Origin of the sequence: Streptomyces sp. NBC_00237 (assembly GCF_026342435.1) — a bacterium.
Taxonomy (GTDB): Bacteria; Actinomycetota; Actinomycetes; order Streptomycetales; family Streptomycetaceae; genus Streptomyces.
The window spans coordinates 677,315-697,718 of sequence record NZ_JAPEMT010000002.1; the positions used below are offsets into that span (position 1 = coordinate 677,315).

Here is a 20,404-nt window from a genome sequence, read left to right on the forward strand (position 1 = left end):
GCCACACAGGTGCACCGCTCACTGCCCCTGCTCTGCCGGGACAGCACCGTACGAGCGCGGACTGCTCGGCGGCCGGGCCGTGGTGACCTCGTCGTGATGAGTCCCGGAGCGGTCAGCTCGATGCCCCTCGTGGACCAGGCGGTAGACCTCGCGGGCCACATAGCGCTTGAGGCATCGGATAGTCTCCCGGCGGGTTTTACCTTCCGTCAGCCGCTTCTCGTAGTACGCCTGGGTCCGTGCATCCCAGCGCAGCCGGGTCATGACGATGCGGTACAGGGCAGCGTTCGCCTGCCGGTTCCCGCCCCGGTTGAGCCGTCGATGCTGCCTACTGCCCGAGGAGTACTCCACCGGGCTCGCCCCGCACAGCGCGGCAAACGAGGCTTCGCCGCGCAGACGGTCGGCGTTGTCGCCCATGGCAGTCAGCAGGACAGCGGCGCTGTGCGGCCCGATCCCCACAGCGTCCACGAGGCGGGGGTAGTGGCTGCGGATCAGGTCGGCCAGACGCCGCTCCAACAGGAGGGCCTGCGACCTCAGTTGCTCGTTTCGCTCGGCCAGCACCCGCAACGTGAAGCATGTCGCCCGCACCACAGGATCCGTCCGGTCGTCACCCTCGCTCAGTGCCAGGCAGGCAGAGACGAGCGCCCGGCGGGGCAGGCCGGCGAGCTCCTCGCGCAGGGCCGGGTCCGCGGTGACCAGGATTGCCTTGAGCTGGTTCACCGCCTGGCGCTGGGCTTTCACCGCAGAGTCCTTGGCCATGAGGTATAGACGCGCGATCTCCGCCGTGCCTGTTCCCGACTTCACCGGCGAGCGCGCTCGGCCACTGAGCACGGCACGGGCAGCAAGCTCTGCATCGCCTCGGTCCGACTTGCTCTGCCGGCGGCGGGCCGCACGCCCAGGCCCCGGAGCTTCCAGGACAGAGATGCCCTGCGACAGCAGATACCGGGACAGGGCCGCGCCGTAATTCCCCGACGACTCCACCCCGGCACACCGGATGGGACCCCACTGGACGGCCCAAGAGTGCAGTTGGCGATATCCGCTCGCGGTGGCGGGAAAGTGCTCGATCCCGAGGGTCTTCCCTGCCATCGAGAGCACCGCCGCAACGTGAAAGTCGCGGTGCGTGTCCACCCCAAGAACCGCCTCGGCGCCCTCTACGGCAGCGTCTGCGACCGGGACAGGGTCTGATGCATCAATCGTTTGTCCACCCCCTGTCGACGGTCGTCATGCCGGCGTTGCTGCCAGTTCGGACGAGCGGTCACAAGTGACACATTGCAGGTGAGCCACGCAAGGCAGTCGTCTAGACACACTCGCCCGAACCAGCCACTATGCCCACCGCCCTGCCCCGCGAGAGACACAAAATGGTCAAGACGCTCCGGTCAGAAATGTCAGGAGTCAACTCCCGGCGCTATGGCGGTGGCCTCCGTCATCCTTCCCCGAGACCGTCCGCCACTACGCGCCGAGCCATCCGCCAGCAGCAGCTCCATGAAGCGCGTCAGCAACTGCACTCCCCCTGGGAGCACACGGTCATCCGCAAGCACGCCCGCGCGCTTAATTTGCGCCGTCGGTCGGCAACTTGCCTCCAAACGCGGAAGAGCATGCTGCCGGGGCGGCCAAGACGCCCGGTCACGAGACGCGGGGGTGTGGATTGTCAGTGGCACGGTCTACCGTTTTTCGGCATGGCCAATGGTGTGTTCCACACGGGGTACAGCATCAAGATCGAACTCACGCATCCGGACCTGGGGCATCCCGACCGCCCCGGCCTGCTCGACGAGATCACCCAGCCGATAGACCAGCGCGACCGCGAACTCCTCCAGTGCCTCCAACACCACGAGACCGGCCGGTGCCAGGCCGAGGACCACGACCGCTCCCCCTGGATGACCATCCGCCGCAAAACCGTCAACGGACAGACCACCCTCGTCGCCGCACACCTACCGGTGCGCACCAAAGCCACCGCCGAGGAGAGCGACAAGCACAAAGCGATGAAGGAACGCATCGCCCGCGCCGCACACCGCCACGGACTCACGGCCCAGACGGAAGCACGCAGCCCCGACGGCAAGATACGCACCGACGTCCTGGTCACCGGGGCAGCAGGCAGGATCGGCTGGGAAGCCCAGTACACCCCCATCACCGCCAGCACCGTCCGCCGCCGCTCCCAAGCCGCCGCCGACCACGGCATCATCCCGCTCTGGGTCACCAACAGCGACCGGACCGCCCTCATCGACCGGGCCCCCTGGGCCATGGTCGGTGACGTGCCCTGGCAGGCGATCGCCTCCCGGAACTCCCTCCTCGTCCGCGCCGGCGTCCGCCACCTCCAACGCTGGAAATGCAGCCGCTTCAGCGAACGCCGCTGCCCCACCACGGGCAATGACCGGCATGCCTGCGGGCGCGCCCACGCACTCTGGGAACTGCCCGCCCTATGCATCCCGCAGAAGCGGCACACCGAGATCGACGAACTCGTGGCCGCAAGCGCCGACGGCGGCTACGTACCCATGCGCATCCCGGCACAGAACAATCCGCACACCATCTCGCGCATGTGGGTACCGGCCGAAGACCGCGAGGAATGGCGCGCACTCGTCGGCACCTCCGACGAAGACCCGGAGAAGGCACCGGACCGCGGGCTGACCTTCACCTTGGAACCCCTCGACCACACCTGCCGGTACGGCGAGGAAACGCTCACCTTCAATGACCGGCACCCGCGCCGCGCAACCGGCGACGCAGCCGGACTCCACACCTTCGATCACATCCCCCGACGGCTCCTGCGCGTGCCGCCACGCACAGAGCGACGCCTGAACATCACGCCACAGCAGCGCAGGGAAGCCGCAGTGATCCACGGCTGCGCCGAATGGCACATCGGCCCCTGCGCGGGCTGTGCCACCCCCATCCACCGATACGGCCCCGATAGCGCACACGCCTGCCCACGCTGCCGCTCCCGGCTCGCCCATTAGGACCTGTCCGGCCGATCACGCATCCTGTGAGCCCCACCAGCCGAGGGATTCGGTGCAGTGGAGATGAGCCGACGCCCTTGCTTCTTGGGGCGGATCATGGGGTGGAGGCGATGGACCTCTGCCCGGATGGGCTAAGCATGAACGGTTCTCCATCAGCCCATCGAGTGGTCAGTCTTCTGTGCGCGTGACCGCCGGCGGGGCGGTCAGAAATCCTTGTCCGGGCCCCCGATGTCGTTGCGCATCTGGGCAAGGGCAGGATCCCGGGGCCCCGATATCCACAAGGATCTGACCCATGCGTCTTCGCAATGCCCTGACCGCCGCCATCGGCGCGGCCGTACTCATCGTCGCCCTCCCCAACTCCGCATCGGCGGCTACCGGATCCCTCGACTACACCTACGGCGACGCGCAAAACCCCACCCAGTGGGCGATCCAATTCCCGAACCTCAATGAGTGCTACACCGTCAAGGGAACAGACGGACAGCCTGTCGACGCCTACGCGCCCGAGAACCGCAGCAATGCGGACGCGGCGATGTTCCTTGATGACAAGTGCGAGGACCCGGGGGAAGACGGTCAGGAGGTCCTGCTCCACCCGGGCGACACGCGGGACGCCAAGTTCCACTTCCGCTCGGTCAGGTTCCTCCTCTCCTCCGGCTGATCCGACCCGTCGTAACGGCCCGCCGGGTCGGACGTGAGGTCCAGCAGGCCGTTCGGATTGATCGGCTGCCACCAATCCGGCCGACGCACTGTACGCCGGTCCACCCCCGCAGGGTGTGCGCGGCGGGTCACTTAGTTGCGGAGCCAGATGATGAGGGCTGCGGCGGTGGCGGTGCCGAGGTAGACATAGCGGCGTTTGTCATAGCGGGTGGCCACTGCCCGGTGCTGCTTCATCCGATTGATGGCCCGCTCGATGGTGTTGCGCTTCTTGTACCGCTCTTTGTCGAAGCTGGGTGGCCGCCCGCCGCGTGAGCCTTTGCGCAGGCGGGCGGCTCGGCTGTCGGTTTTCTCCGGGATGGTGTGCCGGATGCCGCGTCGTCGCAGGTACTGGCGGCAGGGGCCGTTGCTGTAAGCCTTGTCGGCCGTGAGGCTGGCGGGCTTCTTGCGGGGCCTGCCCGGCCCGGGTTTCGGGACGCGGATCTTCTCCAGGACAGTCGTGAACTGGGTGCAGTCCGCCCGCTGCCCCGGCGTGACGACAAGGGAGAGTGGGCGGCAGCGGCCGTCCGCACTCAGGTGGAGCTTTGTGGTGAACCCACCGCGCGAGCGGCCCAGGCCCTCACCCCCAGCGCCACCTCCACCAGGCGGACGACGAGGCTCTCCCACCGTGTCTCGTGCTGGTGTTCTTCTGAAGGGTCCCCCTTTGAAGCAGGCGCCGGCGGCGGGTCAACGCGGGCACCCGCCGCATGCTGATGCGCCCGCACAATGGTGGAGTCCACCGAGATGTCCCAGTCGATCTCACCCGCGGCATCGGCCGCAGCCTGGACCTGCTGGAGCAGACGCTCCCAGGTTCCATCTGCTGACCACAGCCGGTGCCGTTCATAGACCGTCTTCCACGGCCCGAACCGCTCGGGCAGATCACGCCAGTGCACTCCGGTCCGCACCCGGTGCAGGATCCCATCGATCACCTGCCGGTGATCCCGCCACCTGCCACAACGCCCATTACTGACCGGCAGAAACGGCCTCAGCCGTTCCCACTCTGCATCACTCAGATCACCCCGGCCCATGACCACAGCAACGACCCGGACACCATGAACCGTTCCGGGTTCGGTAGAGACTCTAGATTGTGGTTGTGACCTGGGATTTCGGGGTTTTGCGGTAGTAGTTGGTCTCGTATTCGACGGGTGGGATGTGCCCTATTTCACCGTGGAGTCGGCGGTGGCAGTACCAGTCGATCCATTCGGCGGTGGCGAGTTCGACATGCGAAAGGGTTCGCCAAGGTCGGCCGGGCTTGATCAGCTCGGTCTTGAACAGGCCGATCGTGGACTCCATGAGGGCGTTGTCGTAGGCGTCGCCGACCGAACCGATGGAGGCCGCGATGCCGGCGGCGTCCAGGTGCTCGGCGAGCCGAAAACTCGTGTATTGCGACCCGGCATCGGAATGATGTATCAACTCGCCCCGCTGGTAAGGCTGTTTATCGCGGTCACGTTGCCACAGGGCCATGTCCAGGGCGTCCAGGACGAGCCTGGTCTCCTTCGACGTGGCGGCTGACCAGCCGACGATCCGGCGGGAGAAGGTGTCGACGACGAACGCGACGTAGACGACGCCGGACCAGGTCTTGACGTGGGTGAAGTCAGCGACCCAGCAGCGGTTGGGGGCCGGCGCGACGAAGTTGCGGTCCAGCAGGTCCGGTGCCCGTTCCACGGAACTGTCCGGGATGGTGGTGATGATCTTCTTTCCCCGGACAGCACCGGCGACGCCCAGCTCGCGCATGAGGCGTTCGACGGTGCACCGGGCCACGATGTGACCTTGTCGGTGCAGCTCACGCCAGACCTTCCTGGCGCCGTAGACACGGTAGTTGGACACGAAGATCTGCCGGATGAGCGGCTTCAGTTCGGCGTCGCGGACGGTGCGGGCCGACGGGGCCCGGAGTCGTTTGTGGTGGGCGTAATAGGTGGACGGGGCGATCTTGCAGTCGTGCTCGGTGAGCACGCGGCAGATCGGCTCGACACCGCCGAAGCGGGCCCGGTGCTCGTCGATGAACGCTACGAGCGCGTGTGTGGCCGGTCGAGCTCGGCCGCGAAGAAACTCGCCGCGGCCTTCAGGATGTCGTTCGCCCGCTTCAGTTCGGCGATCTCCTTCTTCATCGCCTTGATCTGCGCGGACTCCTCCGTGGTCGTCCCCGGCCGCTGACCGGAGTCGACCTCGTCCCGCTTCACCCAGTTCCGCAGGGTCTCGGCCGAACCGATCCCGAGTTTCTGGGCGACGGCCCTCAAAGCGGCCGACTCGTTCGGATAGTCACCGCGGATCTCGGCGACCATACGGACCGCTCGTTTCCGCAGCTCAGGGGGATAGGAGGAAGGGCGTGCCATGACTCAATCCTTACACGGAATCAAGTCTCTATCGAACCCGGAACGGTTCACCAAGCAGTCACAGATCGGCCGGACAGGCCCTAGGCGTCCACGCACCCCTGACCGGGCATACACCAGGCCCCGCCGGGCTTTTCATGCGCAAGAGGCCCACGTCCACTATCGCCAACTTGTTTCTCCTGCAGGGCTTGCAGGAGGAGACAGCCGTTTCGACGATGACGGCCGTCGAAATGCGGTTTCGCATGTCCCAGTCCGCAGGCGGCTGTGGGGGCCTTCCGGCGGGAAGTCCATCTACGGACGATCCAGTCGCGCCTATCGCACCATTCGACAGCGGAGTTGAGGAGTGCACTGCACAATCAAGTTGCCAGGATGTGCTGTTCGTCGGACCGGCGCAGGCGAAGGGGCCTGCGCGATGGCTTCGACGTGGAAGGTGCGGATGCCGAATGGTCCACGATGACGCCTACCACTGGCCACCCGAGCTGTTGGAGCTGCTGATCGAGCTGGTGCCACGGCTGAGCCGAAGCAAGGAGGGGGTACTGGGGTTCCTCCGGGGAGCCGGCGTCGGCGAGGCATTGCTCGCAGCGCACCGGCAACAGCTTGCTGCGGACAAGACCGCAATCAGCAAATACAAGATCGTTCGTACCGTGCTCAGCCAAATCAACGAGCAGGGCGACACCGGCCTGGGAGTTCGACGAGAGCTACTCAAGCGGGCGATTGAGTTCGAGGACTTCTCCACGCTGTGGCCGGACGATCGGCTACCAGCACAGGGGCTGCAAGCGAACGTGCGAAGCCTGGTTAACGTCAAGGATGCGTTCACCAGGATGAATCAGGCGCATGACGATGAACGAGCAGCGCGACTCGCGGCGCGCTCTGCCGAGGCGACACGTCTGGCTCGGCGGCACGCGAAATTCGTGGCGCTTCGAGACCGACTCGCCGCCCTTTTCAACGAAGCGGACCCCAGGAAGCGGGGCATCGCCGTCGAAGACGTACTCAACGACGTGTTCAAAGCCGAAGGGATCCTGGTCAGGGAGTCCTTTGCACTGCGCAACGAGGACGGCCAGGTGACCGAGCAGATCGACGGGGCGCTGGAAATGGACGGGGCCCAGTACCTCGTGGAAATCAAGTGGTGGGGCGAGCCGGTTGAAATCAACGCGATGAGTCGCCACCTGGTTCGAGTCTATGGACGTTCGGAAGTCCGTGCACTGTTCATCTCCGCATCCGGGTTCACCGCACCAGCGATTAAGGAAAGCGAGAGAGCTCTGAGCCAGCGAGTGATCGTTCTCGGTGAACTGCGGGAACTCGTCGTCCTGCTTGAGCAGGAAGGCGATGTCGCCAACTGGCTGCGTGAGAAGGTCCGCATCGCCCAGATCGATCGTCGCCCCCTCGCCATATTGGGTGCCGACTTCTGACGCTCGAACGGCATCAAGGCTGTACACCACTGGTGGTGCAGCAGAACGAACTCACCAGGATCAAGGCCCATGTGTCTTGCGCATCGACCGTGCGGAACCGAGTAGACCGCCGCACGAGGTGCCCAGGAACAACAGCCCAGCAAAGGGCGACGCAGCCGCAGCGAGAAGCTCACCTCTATGCCCAGCAGCGCACCGAAGCACCGTCGGGAGAACCCGACGGTGCTTCGGTGCGGTCCCCCAGCTGTCACCCGGAAATCACGAACCCCACGGACGCTGTCCGCCTCACAGCCCAAAAACCGGACATACGTGCCCGCACCGGACTCGATGGACGCCTCTGGACGGCTATGCCGACCTGTGCCATGTTGTCGAGAGGGAAGGGCCCAGAATCAGGACTGGAGCGTCTTCTGGCCCGTCAAAGCGGTATTGCAGGGTCTTCGCAGTCGTCTCACTCACCCGACCACGCTCCCACGTCTCACATTTCTCTCACGACAGGGGTCGGCAGACCGATCAGACCATTCCAGGTATCCGCCGCCGAACGAAGATCCTCCACGTCCGGCTTCACGTACCAACGCTGCGTGGTCCTGACGTCGGTGTGCCCCGCCCATCGGGCGAGGAGATGGTCAGGGACCCCATTGTTCGCCAGGTAGGTGAAGCAACTCGCGCGGGCATCGTACAAACGGACCCGTCGCAGCGCGTTGTCGACCATGACCTTGTACGCCTGCTCGCGCAACTGCCCCACGTCGAGCGGAGCCCCGAGCTCGTCCACCAGCACGTACCCGCTCCCCTCGTACGCTCGCCCCGCAACCAGCTTCTCAGCTACTTGGGTGACCTTGAAGTGCCTGAGGGCTTCTCCGACCAGGGCGGGCAGCGGAAGAGCCCGCTCGCCGGCGAGCGACTTCGTGTCCTTCTCGACCACGGTCTTGTTCCCCATCAACGTGCGGGTGTTGGCCACGGTCAGAACGGCTGAGTCCAGGTCTAAATCGACCCACCGCATGCCGCACACCTCCGCGGGACGCAGACCCATCAACGACAGAAGAAACGGGGCGTACAGCCGGTGGCCCCTCACCGCGCGTACGAAGGCATGAACCTCCGCGACACTCCAGGGCACCGCTTCCGCCTTGGCCCGCCGCTCCGCCTTGCGCACCTTCCGAGGGATCCTGACCTCCTGGGCCACATTCACCGCGACCAGACGCCGAGACACTGCCCGGTTGAGGGCCTCCTTCAGCCGCGTGAGGGACATCTCCACCGAGGTGACCCCCAATCCGGGGCCGGCCTTCGTGGCGCGTACCCGTCCCTCCCGAAGCGCCCACAGCATCCACGCCTCGACATCGTCCTCGGTGAGCTTCTGGAGCCGGATGTACCCCAGCCTGCCCCGGACACGGTCCAAGGTCACCCTGTAGGTGGAGATCGTGGTCTCCTCCAGATCCTCCGCCTTCATGGCGAGCCACTCATCGAGCCACTCGCCCACGGTCATCTTGCTGCGCAACACGAGCGCGCCTTCATAGCGGCGGACCGTGATCCGTGCGTACTCGGCCTTCGCCTCCTTGAGCGTTCCGAAGGTGCGGGTCAGCTGCTTGCGCTTCCCGGTGGCCGGGTCGGTACCGACATCGACCACAAACCGGTACCGGACCTGGCCCTTCGCGTTCGGCGGCAGCTTCTTGATCGGTTCAGACAGGATGCTCACTCTCCTTGAGGGCGCCGAGACTCCACATCGGCGGTCCCGACGCTGTCTTTCAGCGAAGGGCACCGCGGTCGTCAGGGCAGCAGACGACGGCGCCCTCCGCGTCCGGGGTTTGCGGCGCTGTCTGCTTCGTCCGCCACGGCTCCACTGCCAAGCGCAGCCGAGTACGAACACCGTCAATAATCGGGACGATCCCCGGTTTGGCTAACCGGCGATCGTCTGCTAGGTATCTCTCGGTGGGCATCGAACCCTGTTATTCGCGCAATCAGCCTGCTCGAACTCGGCATCGGCCAGTCAGCGGTCCGTCGAGCCAGCGGTAGCAGGGCTGCCTGGCGCGCGTCAGTACCCCGGACGTCACCGTGACGGGAACCCCGTCGCCAGCCAGCTCTCTCACGCGCGGGTAGATCCTTTCCCCGGCAGATTCGTCTGCGAAAGAAGAGACATGCCGCGGCCCGGCGTAGGACCTCGTTCTCCTGCCCCATCAGCTTGAGCCTCCGACGTGTGTCCCTACAAGGCACGCCAGTTCAGACGCCACCCGATCGTGCTGCAGACCCGTCCCTGTCCGGAAACTTCGAGGCACCTCATACAGTTGCTCGAATAATTGGGCGTGACCCGACCTTCTGAAAGGATCTGCTCCCAGGCCGCGGCCGACCGGCGCCGCATCATCGGCCCTCATGCAGAACCCCCGCCGAAACAAGCCAGCGGGAGTCACCATCTGCCTCGACCGCACACCGAATCAGATCGGCAACTCTCAGCATCGGATCAAGCGAAAGCTGGCGCATCACCAGCGGCTAGCCGAAACACTCAGCCCGCGATTCGGAACCAACGCGTCACGGGCAGGTTCGGAGCTTCGCCCTGGGCGGTGCAACGCTCCGAAGGGGAACCTAAGCAACGCGTCGAACCGTTGAGCGATGATGTTGACAGAGTGACGGAGTCGATGGGGGGCCTGCCATGTATCTGAGTCGTGTCAAGGTGAGCGGTCTACGCGCGAGCGCAGAGACGCCAATGAGCTGCGACCTACCTGGCAGATTCAGTGTGATGATCGGACCGAACGGTGCGGGTAAGACCACACTCACAGACGCGATCTACCTCGCGCACCCAGGGAACCGGTTTCCGATGCTCCCAAGGCCGACTTCAGCCGCGCTGGCATCACCTGATGCCAGCGTCGAGCGCAGCATCGACATCGCGTACAGCCTGGCCGACGACCTCCAGGCTGAAGGGCGCCTCGGCCGCGAGATGCACACCACAGGCCACCGTCGGCTCGGTGGAGAAGCTGAATCCTGGAGTGTCTCCCTTCACCGACAGCTGGGAACAGTCACCTCGCGCCTGACAAGCAGCCACGGCCTCGCCCGGAAGATCGACCAGTTCAAGCTGATCTATCTTCCCGCCTGGCGTCATCCACTGGACGAACTCGCGCGGCGCGAGGCGCGCATCTTGGTGGAGCTGCTACGCGCCAGGCAGCAGGAACTCCACGGCAGCCGCAACCTGGTAGCGCTACGGGCCCGTGCCTCTCGGCTATTGGAGGATCTAGCCAAGGACAGCCTGATCGACGCCGTTGAGGCACGCATCAGCGACCAACTGGGCAGACTGTCCGCCGGCGTGAGCCCACAATGGCCCTACGTGCGCGGCCAGGTCATCGACGACACCTACCTCGCCCGCGTCCTGGAAATCATGCTCGCAGTGATCGAAGGCCGCTCCGCAGCCCGTCCGCTGGAAGTCTCCGGCCTTGGGTACGTCAACCTGCTCCATATTGCTGTGACGTTGGCTGCGATACCTGATTCCACCGAGGTTCCCCTCTCCTCGACGAACCCACCGGCAAGCGGCGAGCACGAACTCCCGTCCGAGGAAGAGCAGGCGCGGCAAGCATTCGAGAACTTGGCTCAAGCACAAGCCGAGGCGGCCTCCGAGGAAGATTCCTTCTTCTCCACGACTCCTTTTCACGCAACGGTCGTCATCGAGGAGCCTGAAGCCCATCTCCACCCTCAGCTGCAGCACTCATTGGTCCGTTACCTGCGCAGAACCGTCAAAGCGCGCCCCGAGCTACAGGTGATCCTCACCAGTCACGCGACTGACATCATCACAGCCTGCGACCCCACGGAGCTCGTCCTCGTGCGTCGCACCGACCATGGAAGTGTGAGCCGCTGCGTCAAGGACGTCGTCCCGCTCCAGCATCGCGATGCCACGCTCCGCATGGCCAGACTGCACATGGACGCGAGTCGTTCGTCGGCTCTTTTCGCCGAACGCCTGCTCCTGGTCGAAGGGGTTACTGAGGGCGCGGTGGTGCGTGAGTTCGGCCGGGCCTGGGCAGCTGACGACGAAACGAAGCAAGCCTTCATAGATGCGCTGAGCATCGTCCCGATGGGCACCAAAGTCGGCCAGTGGGCCGCCCATCTCCTGGCGACACCGGGCGCGGAACTGTGCACGAAGCTGGCCATCCTCCGTGATAGCGACAGTGACCTTCCCTTCGACAGCGCGCGCGACATGCCTAAGTGGGCCGCAGAGCACGACACGTCCGTAGTCCAGGTTTTCATCAGCCATCCCACCCTCGAGCCGGCTATCACTCCGGGCAACGAGGGCCTTGTCGCGAAAGCCCAAAAAGCGGTCGACCCAAACCATCCATTGGCCGAAGTCACCGTCGACAGCGTCCGGTCCTACTTCGCCAGCCGGAGGGCCGGGAAGGATGGCGAGGAAGCAGTCAAGGAGGGCCGGGGTGCGCGGCGTAAGGCCGAGTTCGCCCTCGCTCTCGCCGCAGTGCTCCGCGAAGCCAACGACACTGACCGCGAGGCTGCCGACGGCATTTCTCTCGTGTCGATACCCGATCACCTCGAGGACCTCTTCGACTTCCTCTATCCGGCCGCCGCCCCAGACACCACCAGCGATCTGACATCCGACGAAGCCGCCATGGAACCACCCGGGTGGCTCGCCCCTGACGGCATCTGGGACCGATTGCCAGTCGATATCTACTGGGATAACGAACTCGACGACCCGGCGTACTGGCCAGAAGACGAGCCCACCGATACAGAGCACGAATTCGAGTTCGAGGCCGCAGCAGACGAGGCGGCGGAAACCCCGAACTGGGGCGACCTTCTGCGCACACGTCCGATCCGGCAGAACTACACGGCAGCCCACCAGCCAGGAGGCTGGCCCGCACGCGTGGAGATACCCGGGCTCTGGCCACAGAGGCAGGACGATGCATAGACTCAGCAGGGGACTTCATGCACTGACACAACAACAGCTCAACGCAATTGGTAGCCCACACAGACGCGTCTACGTCGAGGCGGCACCCGGCTCCGGAAAGACCACTGTGTCGGCCCTGCGATTCGGCCTGCACCGCTTTGCCGCCCCTACCGACACACGCGCTGTCGTAGCGGTCAGCTTCACCAGGTCAGCCACCGAGGAATTACGAACACGGGTCACCCGGCAATGGGGTTCGGCATCACTGCGCTGGCCGCACCGCATCGTGACCCTGGATACCCTTCTGTGCGACCTACTCCTTCACTTGCTCAATGAAGGCGTGCTGCACTGGCCGGGAGGGCACACGGAACTTGACGTGTTGGACTCATGGCGTACGGCCCTCCCGACAAAACCCGGACGCATAAAGCCCGTTCTACAGGTCGATGGTAGCCACGTCATCATAAGAACCGTCAACGAGTCTCAAACCGCGAGCCACCCTTCAGCCATGCAATTTAAGAAAGCGGTGTCTGCTGGCGCATGCACCCATGACAACGTACGGGAGGTTCTTCAAGGAGCCCTCACAGCTGGTCCCGCACGCCGAACGCTGATTTCGTACTTCGCGAATTCAGTGCGCTCGTTGACCGTCGATGAGGTGTTCGACGCCAACGATCTGGACCGGGACATCTTCTCGCTCGCTGCTTCCGCGTCCAGCTCTCTCACCTTGGTCGGTGACCCGTGGCAGGCCCTCTACCAGTTCAGAGGTGCTCGTCCCGCTGCCATGGCGGCGTATATAGGCGAGAACGGCTTCTCCACGCACTACTTGAACGACTCCTTTCGGTGGGGAACCGACAGACAGGCATGGTTTACACGGCACCTGCGACGACGCGTGCCCGTCACGGTGCAGTCCGGTTCTACCCGCGATGCCGATGTGGTCCTCGCCTCCAAGTGGAAGGCACTGTGGGCGTGCGATCCACTCGTCCTGCCCCTCGCCATCAAGCCCGGTGCCGGTCAGGCTCAAGAGGCAATCTGCACCCTGCTCCTCAACGAGATCACCCAGAATGCGCTGGGCATGCAAGCAGTATTTCTACACGATGCTCTGGTCACTCTCGGGCTGGAAAGGGAAGAGCTAGCGACGCTCCGCCCCTGCCTGCAGTCCGCGGTGGCTGAACTCAAGGAAGGCGTACAACCGTCCTTAGTGTGGCAGAGACTGACACGCAGTCTCGCGGAGAGCTTTTCGGTGGTCGCTGCAAGACAGCTCGCGCGCAAGCCACTCCGCGCGCTGGATCTTCTAACACTTCGGCTCGCAAATGACCAGCTGATACCTGGCCTTACCTGCCACCAGTCAAAAGGGCGTGAGTGGAACACGGTAGCCGTCATTTTGAGCCCGACAGACGCCTCCGCCCTGGCTCACGGCCTCGACCCTGCACGGGAGGACCATCGCGCCCTGTACGTGGCGCTCACGCGCGCCCGCCTCAACACCCTTGCCGTAACTTGAACGTGGCATGTCACGTATGCCCCAGTCTGAACCTCGCAGATGGCAGCAGGCCACGGCCTGGCCGCCGGCGACGCCACCGGGCTCCACACCCTCGACGACAACCTCGACAACCCTTCCGCGTCCCCGTATCAACACAGCCCAGGGCGTTACTGGTTCACACAATCCTGCGCGTCGTAGTAGGTGCCCGGACTCCCGCCTCAGAGCTCACCGTTTCCGGGGAGCATCCTGTTTGACGAGCACGGGAACTGCCACGACCACCTAGGCCGTCCTTGTTTCGTGCGTGCCGGTTGCCGGGTGCCGGTGCTGGGCAGGGACCATGCGGTGAGAGGAAGGGCAGAGCATGTGGGGTGGGCGGAGAGCTGCAGTGACGGTTGCGGCCGTTTTGGTAATCGTTTCGACGCCGATCCTTTGGCTCCTCGACGGACCGAATACCGGGCAGTTGGTGGGGGCCTCGGTGCAGGCCGCCACGGGTGTAGGCACTTTGTTATGGGCTTGGATTCAACGGGCCGCCGAGGCGCCAGACAGTGCCATACGGACGGGGCAGGCTGAGGCGATCGGAGGCGGGAGGGCCCACACAGGCATTCGTCGCCGTGATGTCGGCGACAGCGCAGCGGCTCGTGTCCAGCAAAGCGGGGACGCCTTCGCGCGTGGGCAGGGAAGCAGCGCCGGGACTGGCATCGACTACACCGGCTAGGGCTTGCATGGCGGCAGGGGAGGCCAATGAGGCGGTGGGTAGGGCGCTTGCCAAATGTTCGGAGGCGTACGGACGAAGCAGTGCTGTCTGCTGGCGAGAGCGAGGATGCCACTGCCGTGGGCGGTGGCGATACGCTGAGCAGTTATTGGAGTTCGAGACAGCAGGCTCCACCAGGTGGCGGGGCCGTGCAGGTGGAACGGTCGGGCGACGCAGCCGCCTCGGGCGCTTATGCGGTTGCCATCAGCGGTCATGTCAGCCAGATGCTGTTGTCCACTCCGCCGCCAAGCCGACCTCTGGACTGGCCCATCCGATTGGGTTCGGTGCCTGCGCTGGCATCCGCATTCCAGGTCCGGCCTGTTGTGCGAGATCGGATCGACTGTGCCCGGGCCAGTCGCACGAAGGCGGTGCCGGCACAGGTGTTGTCCGGTGGCGGGGGAATGGGCAAGACTCAACTCGCCGCTGCCTACGCTCATGAGGCGGTGAGGGACGGTATCGACCTGGTTGTGTGGGTCGACGCCAGTGACATCGAGCAGGTCGTCGCTCGCTATGCCTACGCCGCGCATGCCGTGGAGGCGGCTTCCGATCATCTTCTCGGCAAGAGCGTCGAATCAGACGCCGCCCTCTTCCTCCAGTGGCTGGCGACCACCCGGCGCTCATGGTTAGTCGTTCTCGACGACCTCACCGAGCCAGAGTCGATGCAGCGGTGGTGGCCGCCGCCCTCCGCTTACTGCCGCGGCCGCGTTGTGGCAACGACGCGCCGCCGAGACGCAGCGCTGTCAGGCGGGGGCCGGGCTGTGGTGGAGCTCGGCACGTACAGCGCCGAGGAAGCCGGGATGTATTTGCAAGAGCGACTCAAGTCGGCGCACGCGGATCACCTTGTGGATCCCCAGGCTGCCGTCCTGACCAGGGCCCTGGGGTTCCTGCCGCTGGCGCTGTCGCATGCTGCCGCCTACATGGTCAACGAGGACGTTCCGTGCAGGAAGTATCTGCTTCGCTTCAAAGACAGCGCCGCTCGCCTGGACGATCTATTGCCGCGCGAGGCGGACACAGAGGGGTACGGGCGGCGGGTAGCTGCGGCACTCCTGCTCTCTTTGGATGTCGCGCAGGCCAGTGACCCCGTCGGGCTGGCCATCCCTGTCATGCGTCTGGCCTCGGTTTTGGACCCAGCTGGACACCCCCGTTGCCTCTGGGCCGACGACGCTGCCCTCCACTACCTCGATACCGAGCGCGCCACTCCCTCAGGCCGCACCCTCAGCGCGGTCTCCCCAACCGAGGCGCAGGGAGCACTGCGGCTGCTGCACCGCTACGGACTACTCACCGATCACGCGCGAGCCGGTTCCCGGGCAGTGCGGATGCACGGGCTGACTGCACGCGCCGTACGTGAGTGCACGCCGGATACGACGGTGCCGGAAGTCGTTAAGGCCGCCTCCGCCACGCTGGCGAATCTGTGCGACAGAGTCTCTCGGCACGACCACGAGACGACCACCGCGTTGCTCACGAACATCGACAGCCTCGATAGATGCGCAGGGGATCTGATGTGGCAAGTAGACGGCCACTACGTCCTGCGCTGGGCCGGGCGCAATATGCCTCTGGACACGGCGGTCTCCTACTGGCAGCGGCTGCTCGGCACCAGTGAACGGCAGCTGGGCCGAGCTCATGCCCTTACGCTCGTGGCACGGCGTGATCTCGCCTTCATGTACTTCCGCGGCCAAAGAGACAAAGAAGCCTTCGCTGTACTGCAGGAGGACTTCCCCTACCAGGAGGACCGTCTGGCTCTTGAGCAGCCACAGTCCGCTGAGGCTGGTCGGAAGGACGTCAGTGCTGCCGCATTACTAGAGGACAGCGTTACTGTTCGTCAACGGATCTTGGGCTGGGCGCACCCGGCAACTCTCACAAGCCAGGTCGACCTGGCCCTCTTCTACTGGTCTCATGGCAATAAGACAGCCGCCGTCGGTCTACTGGAGCGGTGTCTCGTCGGCTGTGGTGCGACATTCGGTCCCGATCACCCATACACAATCTCGGTCGACAGCCGAATGCGTAGCTGGCAAGACCAACGTAAAAGGCGCTGGTGGAGAACCGCTCGCGCCTTCCGCCGTTCAGGGCGGTCCTGATCTTCACTGCAGTGTTCAACCTGTCGGGAGTCGGCTGCCCAGTCCCGATCTTCGTCTCCGGGGAGCAGCCGTGATGTCTGTTGCTGCATACATCCACACCGTGCGCGATTGTCTGCACCCGGGTGCACCGAATCACCGTTCATGGCCGACCAGGGCAGACGCCCCTAACGCTCGTCGGCCTTCGTGACCTGAACGGGGGGAGCTTCAGTCCGGACTTCAACCGCTATGAGGCCCGCCAGGACTGCAAGGTGTTCAGGCACCACACCGGCGATCTCCTCAGGCACCTCTTCCCACGGGCCCCAGGACAGCGCCTCGACGAGCACGAGCCGCCCCTGTGGACACGGGCCGTGCGAGTGGGCGATCGCTGCCAGCGCCTTGACGCGGTACTCGGCCAGGGTGAGGGTTTCGGCAAGGGCACGAGCCGCCACGCGGGCACCCACCCGGCAGAGAGCCTTGGCAACGCCCGGCGTGGCCGCCTCGCGCCGACGGGGGTGACTGATCTCCCCCAAGAGCGCCGTAGCGCGGGCAACGTCGCCCGTGGCTGCTACGCCCAGCGCAAGGTGACCGAAGGCAGGGTCGTCTTCCTGCCTGTCGATGATCAGCTCCGCTGCGACCAGGTCACCGACGTCCACGAACCTCTTGACGACTGCGGTGAGCATGTCGTCGACCGTGTCATATGGCAGGTCGTCCTCCAGCCTGAGCACCGCCTCGGTATCGCCGGCCGCGAGGAACCCGCCAGCGGCTGCGAGCGTGTCCCAGCGTCGGCGGGCAGGGCTGTTGGCGGTGGCTGCCAGGTCCAGGATCTCCTGAGCGAGCTTGGCCGCTCGGTCCGGTTTCCTTATGTGACCGAATGCCTCGGCCACTCGTCGCAGGCCCTCGGCACGCTCTCCAGGATCGTCCAGGCTCCGGCTCTCGAAGTTTATGCGGCGCAGGAGTTCGTCCCCCTCCGCATGGCGACCCGTGTGGTGCAGGCCCTCGGCTAGCCGCGCGAGGCTGCAGACGCGAGCGAAGCCGGTGGATGCTTCGGCGGCCTGTCCGGCGCTGTGGATGAGGCGAGCCGCGTCGCTTCGCTGCCCGACCCCCTCAGCCGCAACGGCCAGCTTAATCAGAGTGTGCACCTTGGGCGTTCGCCACTTCCGCGCCTCGCTTGTTGCGCGCCTGACCACAGCCTGGGCACGTTCCTCCTGACCCGCCCGCAGCAGGAAGTCGGCAGTCTGGGCGGACAGCGTCACCCGCCAGTGGAGGTAGGGCACCTCCTCGATGGCGTCACAGGCTTGCCGGGCCAGGCACAGCGTCCGCCCCGGAGCATGAGACCCCGCTGTCATCCTGCCGACGGCGTTGAAGATGCGCGCCCGGTAGATGGGTTCCGTGATCCGCTCGGCCACCTTCAGGGCTGGGCCGAGGTCACCAGCCTCCGCAGCGGTTACGCCGATCTCGGCCAGGCCCTCCTCGGGATCGTGCATGAAGCGGTTCACCATGTCGATCGCTTGCTGGTGGTGTCCAGTCGCCGCCAGACCCGCAGCGACGACAGGGTAGACCCAGTCCGCGTCATCGGGGTCGTCGATGTCCGCCGCCAGCCGGGCCGACGTGACGGCGAATTCAGCCGCCTGTGCGGCGAGCCTCGGTGCCGTGGACAGCCCCCGGGCGAACAGGGCGAGGTACTGCGCACGCCGGACCGCGTCACCGGAGGTTGCCGAACGGGACACAACACGCTCCACCAGCGCCAGGGCCCGGTGGTGTTCACCAAGCCGAGAGAGCGCGGCGGCCAGCTCGGCAGCCAAGGTGCTCTGGGAGACGGTGTTGGGCACCGCCATGACCGCGTCGATGGCTTCCAGCGTCGAAGAGGTCACGTCGTCGCGCCGAGCCCCAGCCTCTTCCTGAACCACCGTGGTGTTCCTTGCTGCCCTGGCCAGGGCAGCAACGGCGGCGACGAAAGCTTCCGCCCTGTGCTCCGGGTTGCTGGTGTGGCGGGCACGCCGTAGCGCCTCGACAGGTCGGCCGGAGTCCGCCAGGCCCTGGGCGATCGCCGCCAAAAAGCGGTCCCGGTCCTTAGTGCTATCCGCTCCGGCGAGCAGAGCGTCTGCCTGATCCGAGCGACCAACGGTAACCAATGCGCCTGCGATGGCGCTCAGGGCATCGACGCGACTCCACGCGTCGCGCTGCGACGCGGCCAGCTGTATGGCGCGCGCTGGATGCCCGCACCGGGCCCACAGGGCGATGAGCTCAGGGGATAGGGACGCTGTCCGCTCGTGCAGCCCGTCCCGCGCGGCTGCAAGCCGCAGAGCCACCGACACATCCTGATCACCGCGGCGCCGCCCGTCCACCAGCACCAGGTCGAACGCGGCCGACACTGCATTGAGCGCCTCAAGGTCCGACCCGGAGGCCCGCCACAGCCGCTCCTGCCTCCGTGTGTCGCAGGCCAGCGCCACCAGCCTGGAAGTGTCCCCCTGCTCGCGCAGCACCTGGGTGTAGCCGCGCAGAAGGTACTCAGGGGCCTCCTCCGGCCACCCGGCGCGCCGGTAGGAGTCCGCCCACCGGTGCAGACGGCTGCGGTGGGCTGCCAGTTCCTGGTTCGCTATCAGTCCCTCAGCACCGCGCCGAATCTCCTCGTGCGCGAAAAGGAAGACGGGTGGGCTGGCGGACGTCCAGTGCCCGGGGAGTCGGCGAAAACTGCGGCCGTTCACAGCGGCCAGCTCGCGCTCGACCAGGCGCACCGGGTTCCCGGTCAGCTCCGCGAAGTTGGGTGCGCTCAGCCCGCCTCCGGCTGCGACAGTGAGAGCAGCAAGGTCCCAGCCCAGTCGGCCGCCGTCGCGCAGTCGCAGCAGGTCCAGCTCCGCTTCCGACCGCGCCACGCGGGCATACGGGGACGGCTCCAGAGGATGGTCGATCTCCGTGGTTCGCAGGGGGTGGTCTGCAGACACGTCCCCAGGTACCGGCGGATGCGAACGGCCCGCGACGACGATCCGCATGCCGTGAGGGGGAACGCGGGGCAGTAGCGCCGCGATGCTGTGGCCGTCGGCGCCAGCGGTCACGCCTCGGTCCTCGTCCAGCCCGTCGACTACGAGCACGAGCCGCCGGCCTTGCGTCGCGGACTCCTGTGCGGCGCGGTGTAGCGCATGCAGCATCTGCTCGTAGCGCGTGGCCGGGGTACTGAGCGGCTCCTCCTCGCCAAGCAAGGCGTAGACCTGCCGCTGGACGACCTCGCAGAACGCCGTGGCGTCGTTCTGCGCAACCATCCGGGAGGTGACGAAGAACGATACGACATCGACGCCGGGTGGAGGATGCAGGACAAAGTGCGCCAGGAGAGCAGACTTCCCATCCCATGCCGGGGCCACCCAGCGCCAATATCTGGCACTGGGACGGTCCCCAGGGGCATCGTGTGCGCAAAAGGCGGATAGCTGGGCGAGTTCACTCTCACGCCCCTGCAAATTGGCGGCCGCGAAAGCCTGTTCCACCTGCAGAAGGTAGCCGGAAACGGCGGGGCGTCCCGCAAACACAGGGCTGTCGATCATCACGCCACTGTTGGCGAACGCCGCAGTTCCCGCGGCGGAGGATCCGCCCGACTTGCGCACTGCAACGCGACTGCGAAAGAACATCGGTTCCCCTGCCACCCCTGCCTCCGGTAGCTGGCGTTCGCGCTGCTGTCGTCCGGCCGCGCTGCGGTCTCCGCTGACGAGACCACACCAGCAGACGAGGGCACCCGTGTTGTCGTCCCCGCCGCTTGTGGCCGCGGTGGGCCCGATCCCGACTCAATAGCAACGGCACGCCGACGAAGGCCGCAACGTCGTCACAGGCGCATCTAGGACGCCGCGCCAGTCCCCCAGCATGCCCCCTTCCACTCCTCACGCCACTGTCGAACGACAAGTCCATACCTAGCC

10 protein-coding genes and 1 pseudogene are annotated in these 20,404 nt (G+C 65.7%); 6 read left to right on the top strand and 5 right to left on the bottom strand.

Going from position 1 to position 20,404, the window contains the following annotated elements; all coding sequences use genetic code 11:
- Positions 1–18 precede the first annotated feature (18 nt).
- Entirely contained in the window at positions 19–1,125 is a 1,107-nt protein-coding gene (locus OG897_RS17285) for an IS110 family transposase (RefSeq protein WP_266657787.1), read from the bottom strand.
- Between the two features lie 548 nt (positions 1,126–1,673).
- On the opposite strand from OG897_RS17285, the gene OG897_RS17290 reads away from it, so the two are divergent.
- A complete protein-coding gene (locus OG897_RS17290; protein ID WP_266657789.1) occupies positions 1,674–2,942 on the top strand; it encodes a hypothetical protein in 1,269 nt (422 codons plus the stop codon).
- Positions 2,943–3,234: 292 nt separating this feature from the next.
- Positions 3,235–3,597: a hypothetical protein gene (locus OG897_RS17295; RefSeq protein ID WP_266657790.1), complete on the top strand. Its 363-nt coding sequence runs from the start codon at positions 3,235–3,237 to the stop codon at positions 3,595–3,597.
- 131 nt (positions 3,598–3,728) lie between these two features.
- On the opposite strand, the pseudogene OG897_RS17300 reads toward OG897_RS17295, so the two are convergent.
- A pseudogene (locus tag OG897_RS17300) lies at positions 3,729–4,660 on the bottom strand (IS5 family transposase).
- 52 nt (positions 4,661–4,712) lie between these two features.
- Positions 4,713–5,965 (bottom strand): IS3 family transposase gene (locus tag OG897_RS17305; protein ID WP_266657791.1). Its coding sequence is split into 2 segments (ribosomal slippage): positions 4,713–5,683 and positions 5,683–5,965, totalling 1,254 coding nucleotides; the frame shifts between segments, so codons are not numbered across the junction.
- A 440-nt stretch (positions 5,966–6,405) separates the two neighbouring features.
- Here OG897_RS17305 and OG897_RS17310 point away from each other — a divergent pair.
- A complete protein-coding gene (locus OG897_RS17310; RefSeq protein WP_266657792.1) occupies positions 6,406–7,371 on the top strand; it encodes a restriction endonuclease in 966 nt (321 codons plus the stop codon).
- A 472-nt stretch (positions 7,372–7,843) separates the two neighbouring features.
- Here the strand turns inward: OG897_RS17310 and OG897_RS17315 are convergent, their stop codons facing one another.
- The gene (locus OG897_RS17315) at positions 7,844–9,055 is read right to left on the bottom strand and encodes a tyrosine-type recombinase/integrase (RefSeq protein WP_266657793.1); all 1,212 of its coding nucleotides are present in this window, start codon (positions 9,053–9,055) and stop codon (positions 7,844–7,846) included.
- A 1,035-nt stretch (positions 9,056–10,090) separates the two neighbouring features.
- Between OG897_RS17315 and OG897_RS17320 the strand changes: the two genes are divergently transcribed.
- From OG897_RS17320 to OG897_RS17335, 3 genes are all read left to right on the top strand, one after another.
- The gene (locus OG897_RS17320) at positions 10,091–12,250 is read left to right on the top strand and encodes an ATP-dependent endonuclease (protein WP_266657794.1); all 2,160 of its coding nucleotides are present in this window, start codon (positions 10,091–10,093) and stop codon (positions 12,248–12,250) included.
- On the top strand, positions 12,243–13,721 hold the full coding sequence (locus tag OG897_RS17325) for a UvrD-helicase domain-containing protein (protein ID WP_266657795.1): 1,479 nt from the start codon (positions 12,243–12,245) through the stop codon (positions 13,719–13,721). The genes OG897_RS17320 and OG897_RS17325 overlap by 8 nt, the downstream gene beginning before the upstream one ends.
- Positions 13,722–14,600: 879 nt before the next feature.
- Positions 14,601–16,526 carry a tetratricopeptide repeat protein gene (locus tag OG897_RS17335; RefSeq protein ID WP_266657797.1) on the top strand — a complete coding sequence of 642 codons (1,926 nt, stop codon included), beginning with the start codon at positions 14,601–14,603 and terminating at the stop codon, positions 16,524–16,526.
- 164 nt (positions 16,527–16,690) lie between these two features.
- On the opposite strand, the gene OG897_RS17340 is transcribed toward OG897_RS17335, so the two are convergent.
- On the bottom strand, positions 16,691–20,038 hold the full coding sequence (locus tag OG897_RS17340) for a hypothetical protein (protein WP_266657799.1): 3,348 nt from the start codon (positions 20,036–20,038) through the stop codon (positions 16,691–16,693).
- Between the last annotated feature and the right edge of the window lie 366 nt (positions 20,039–20,404).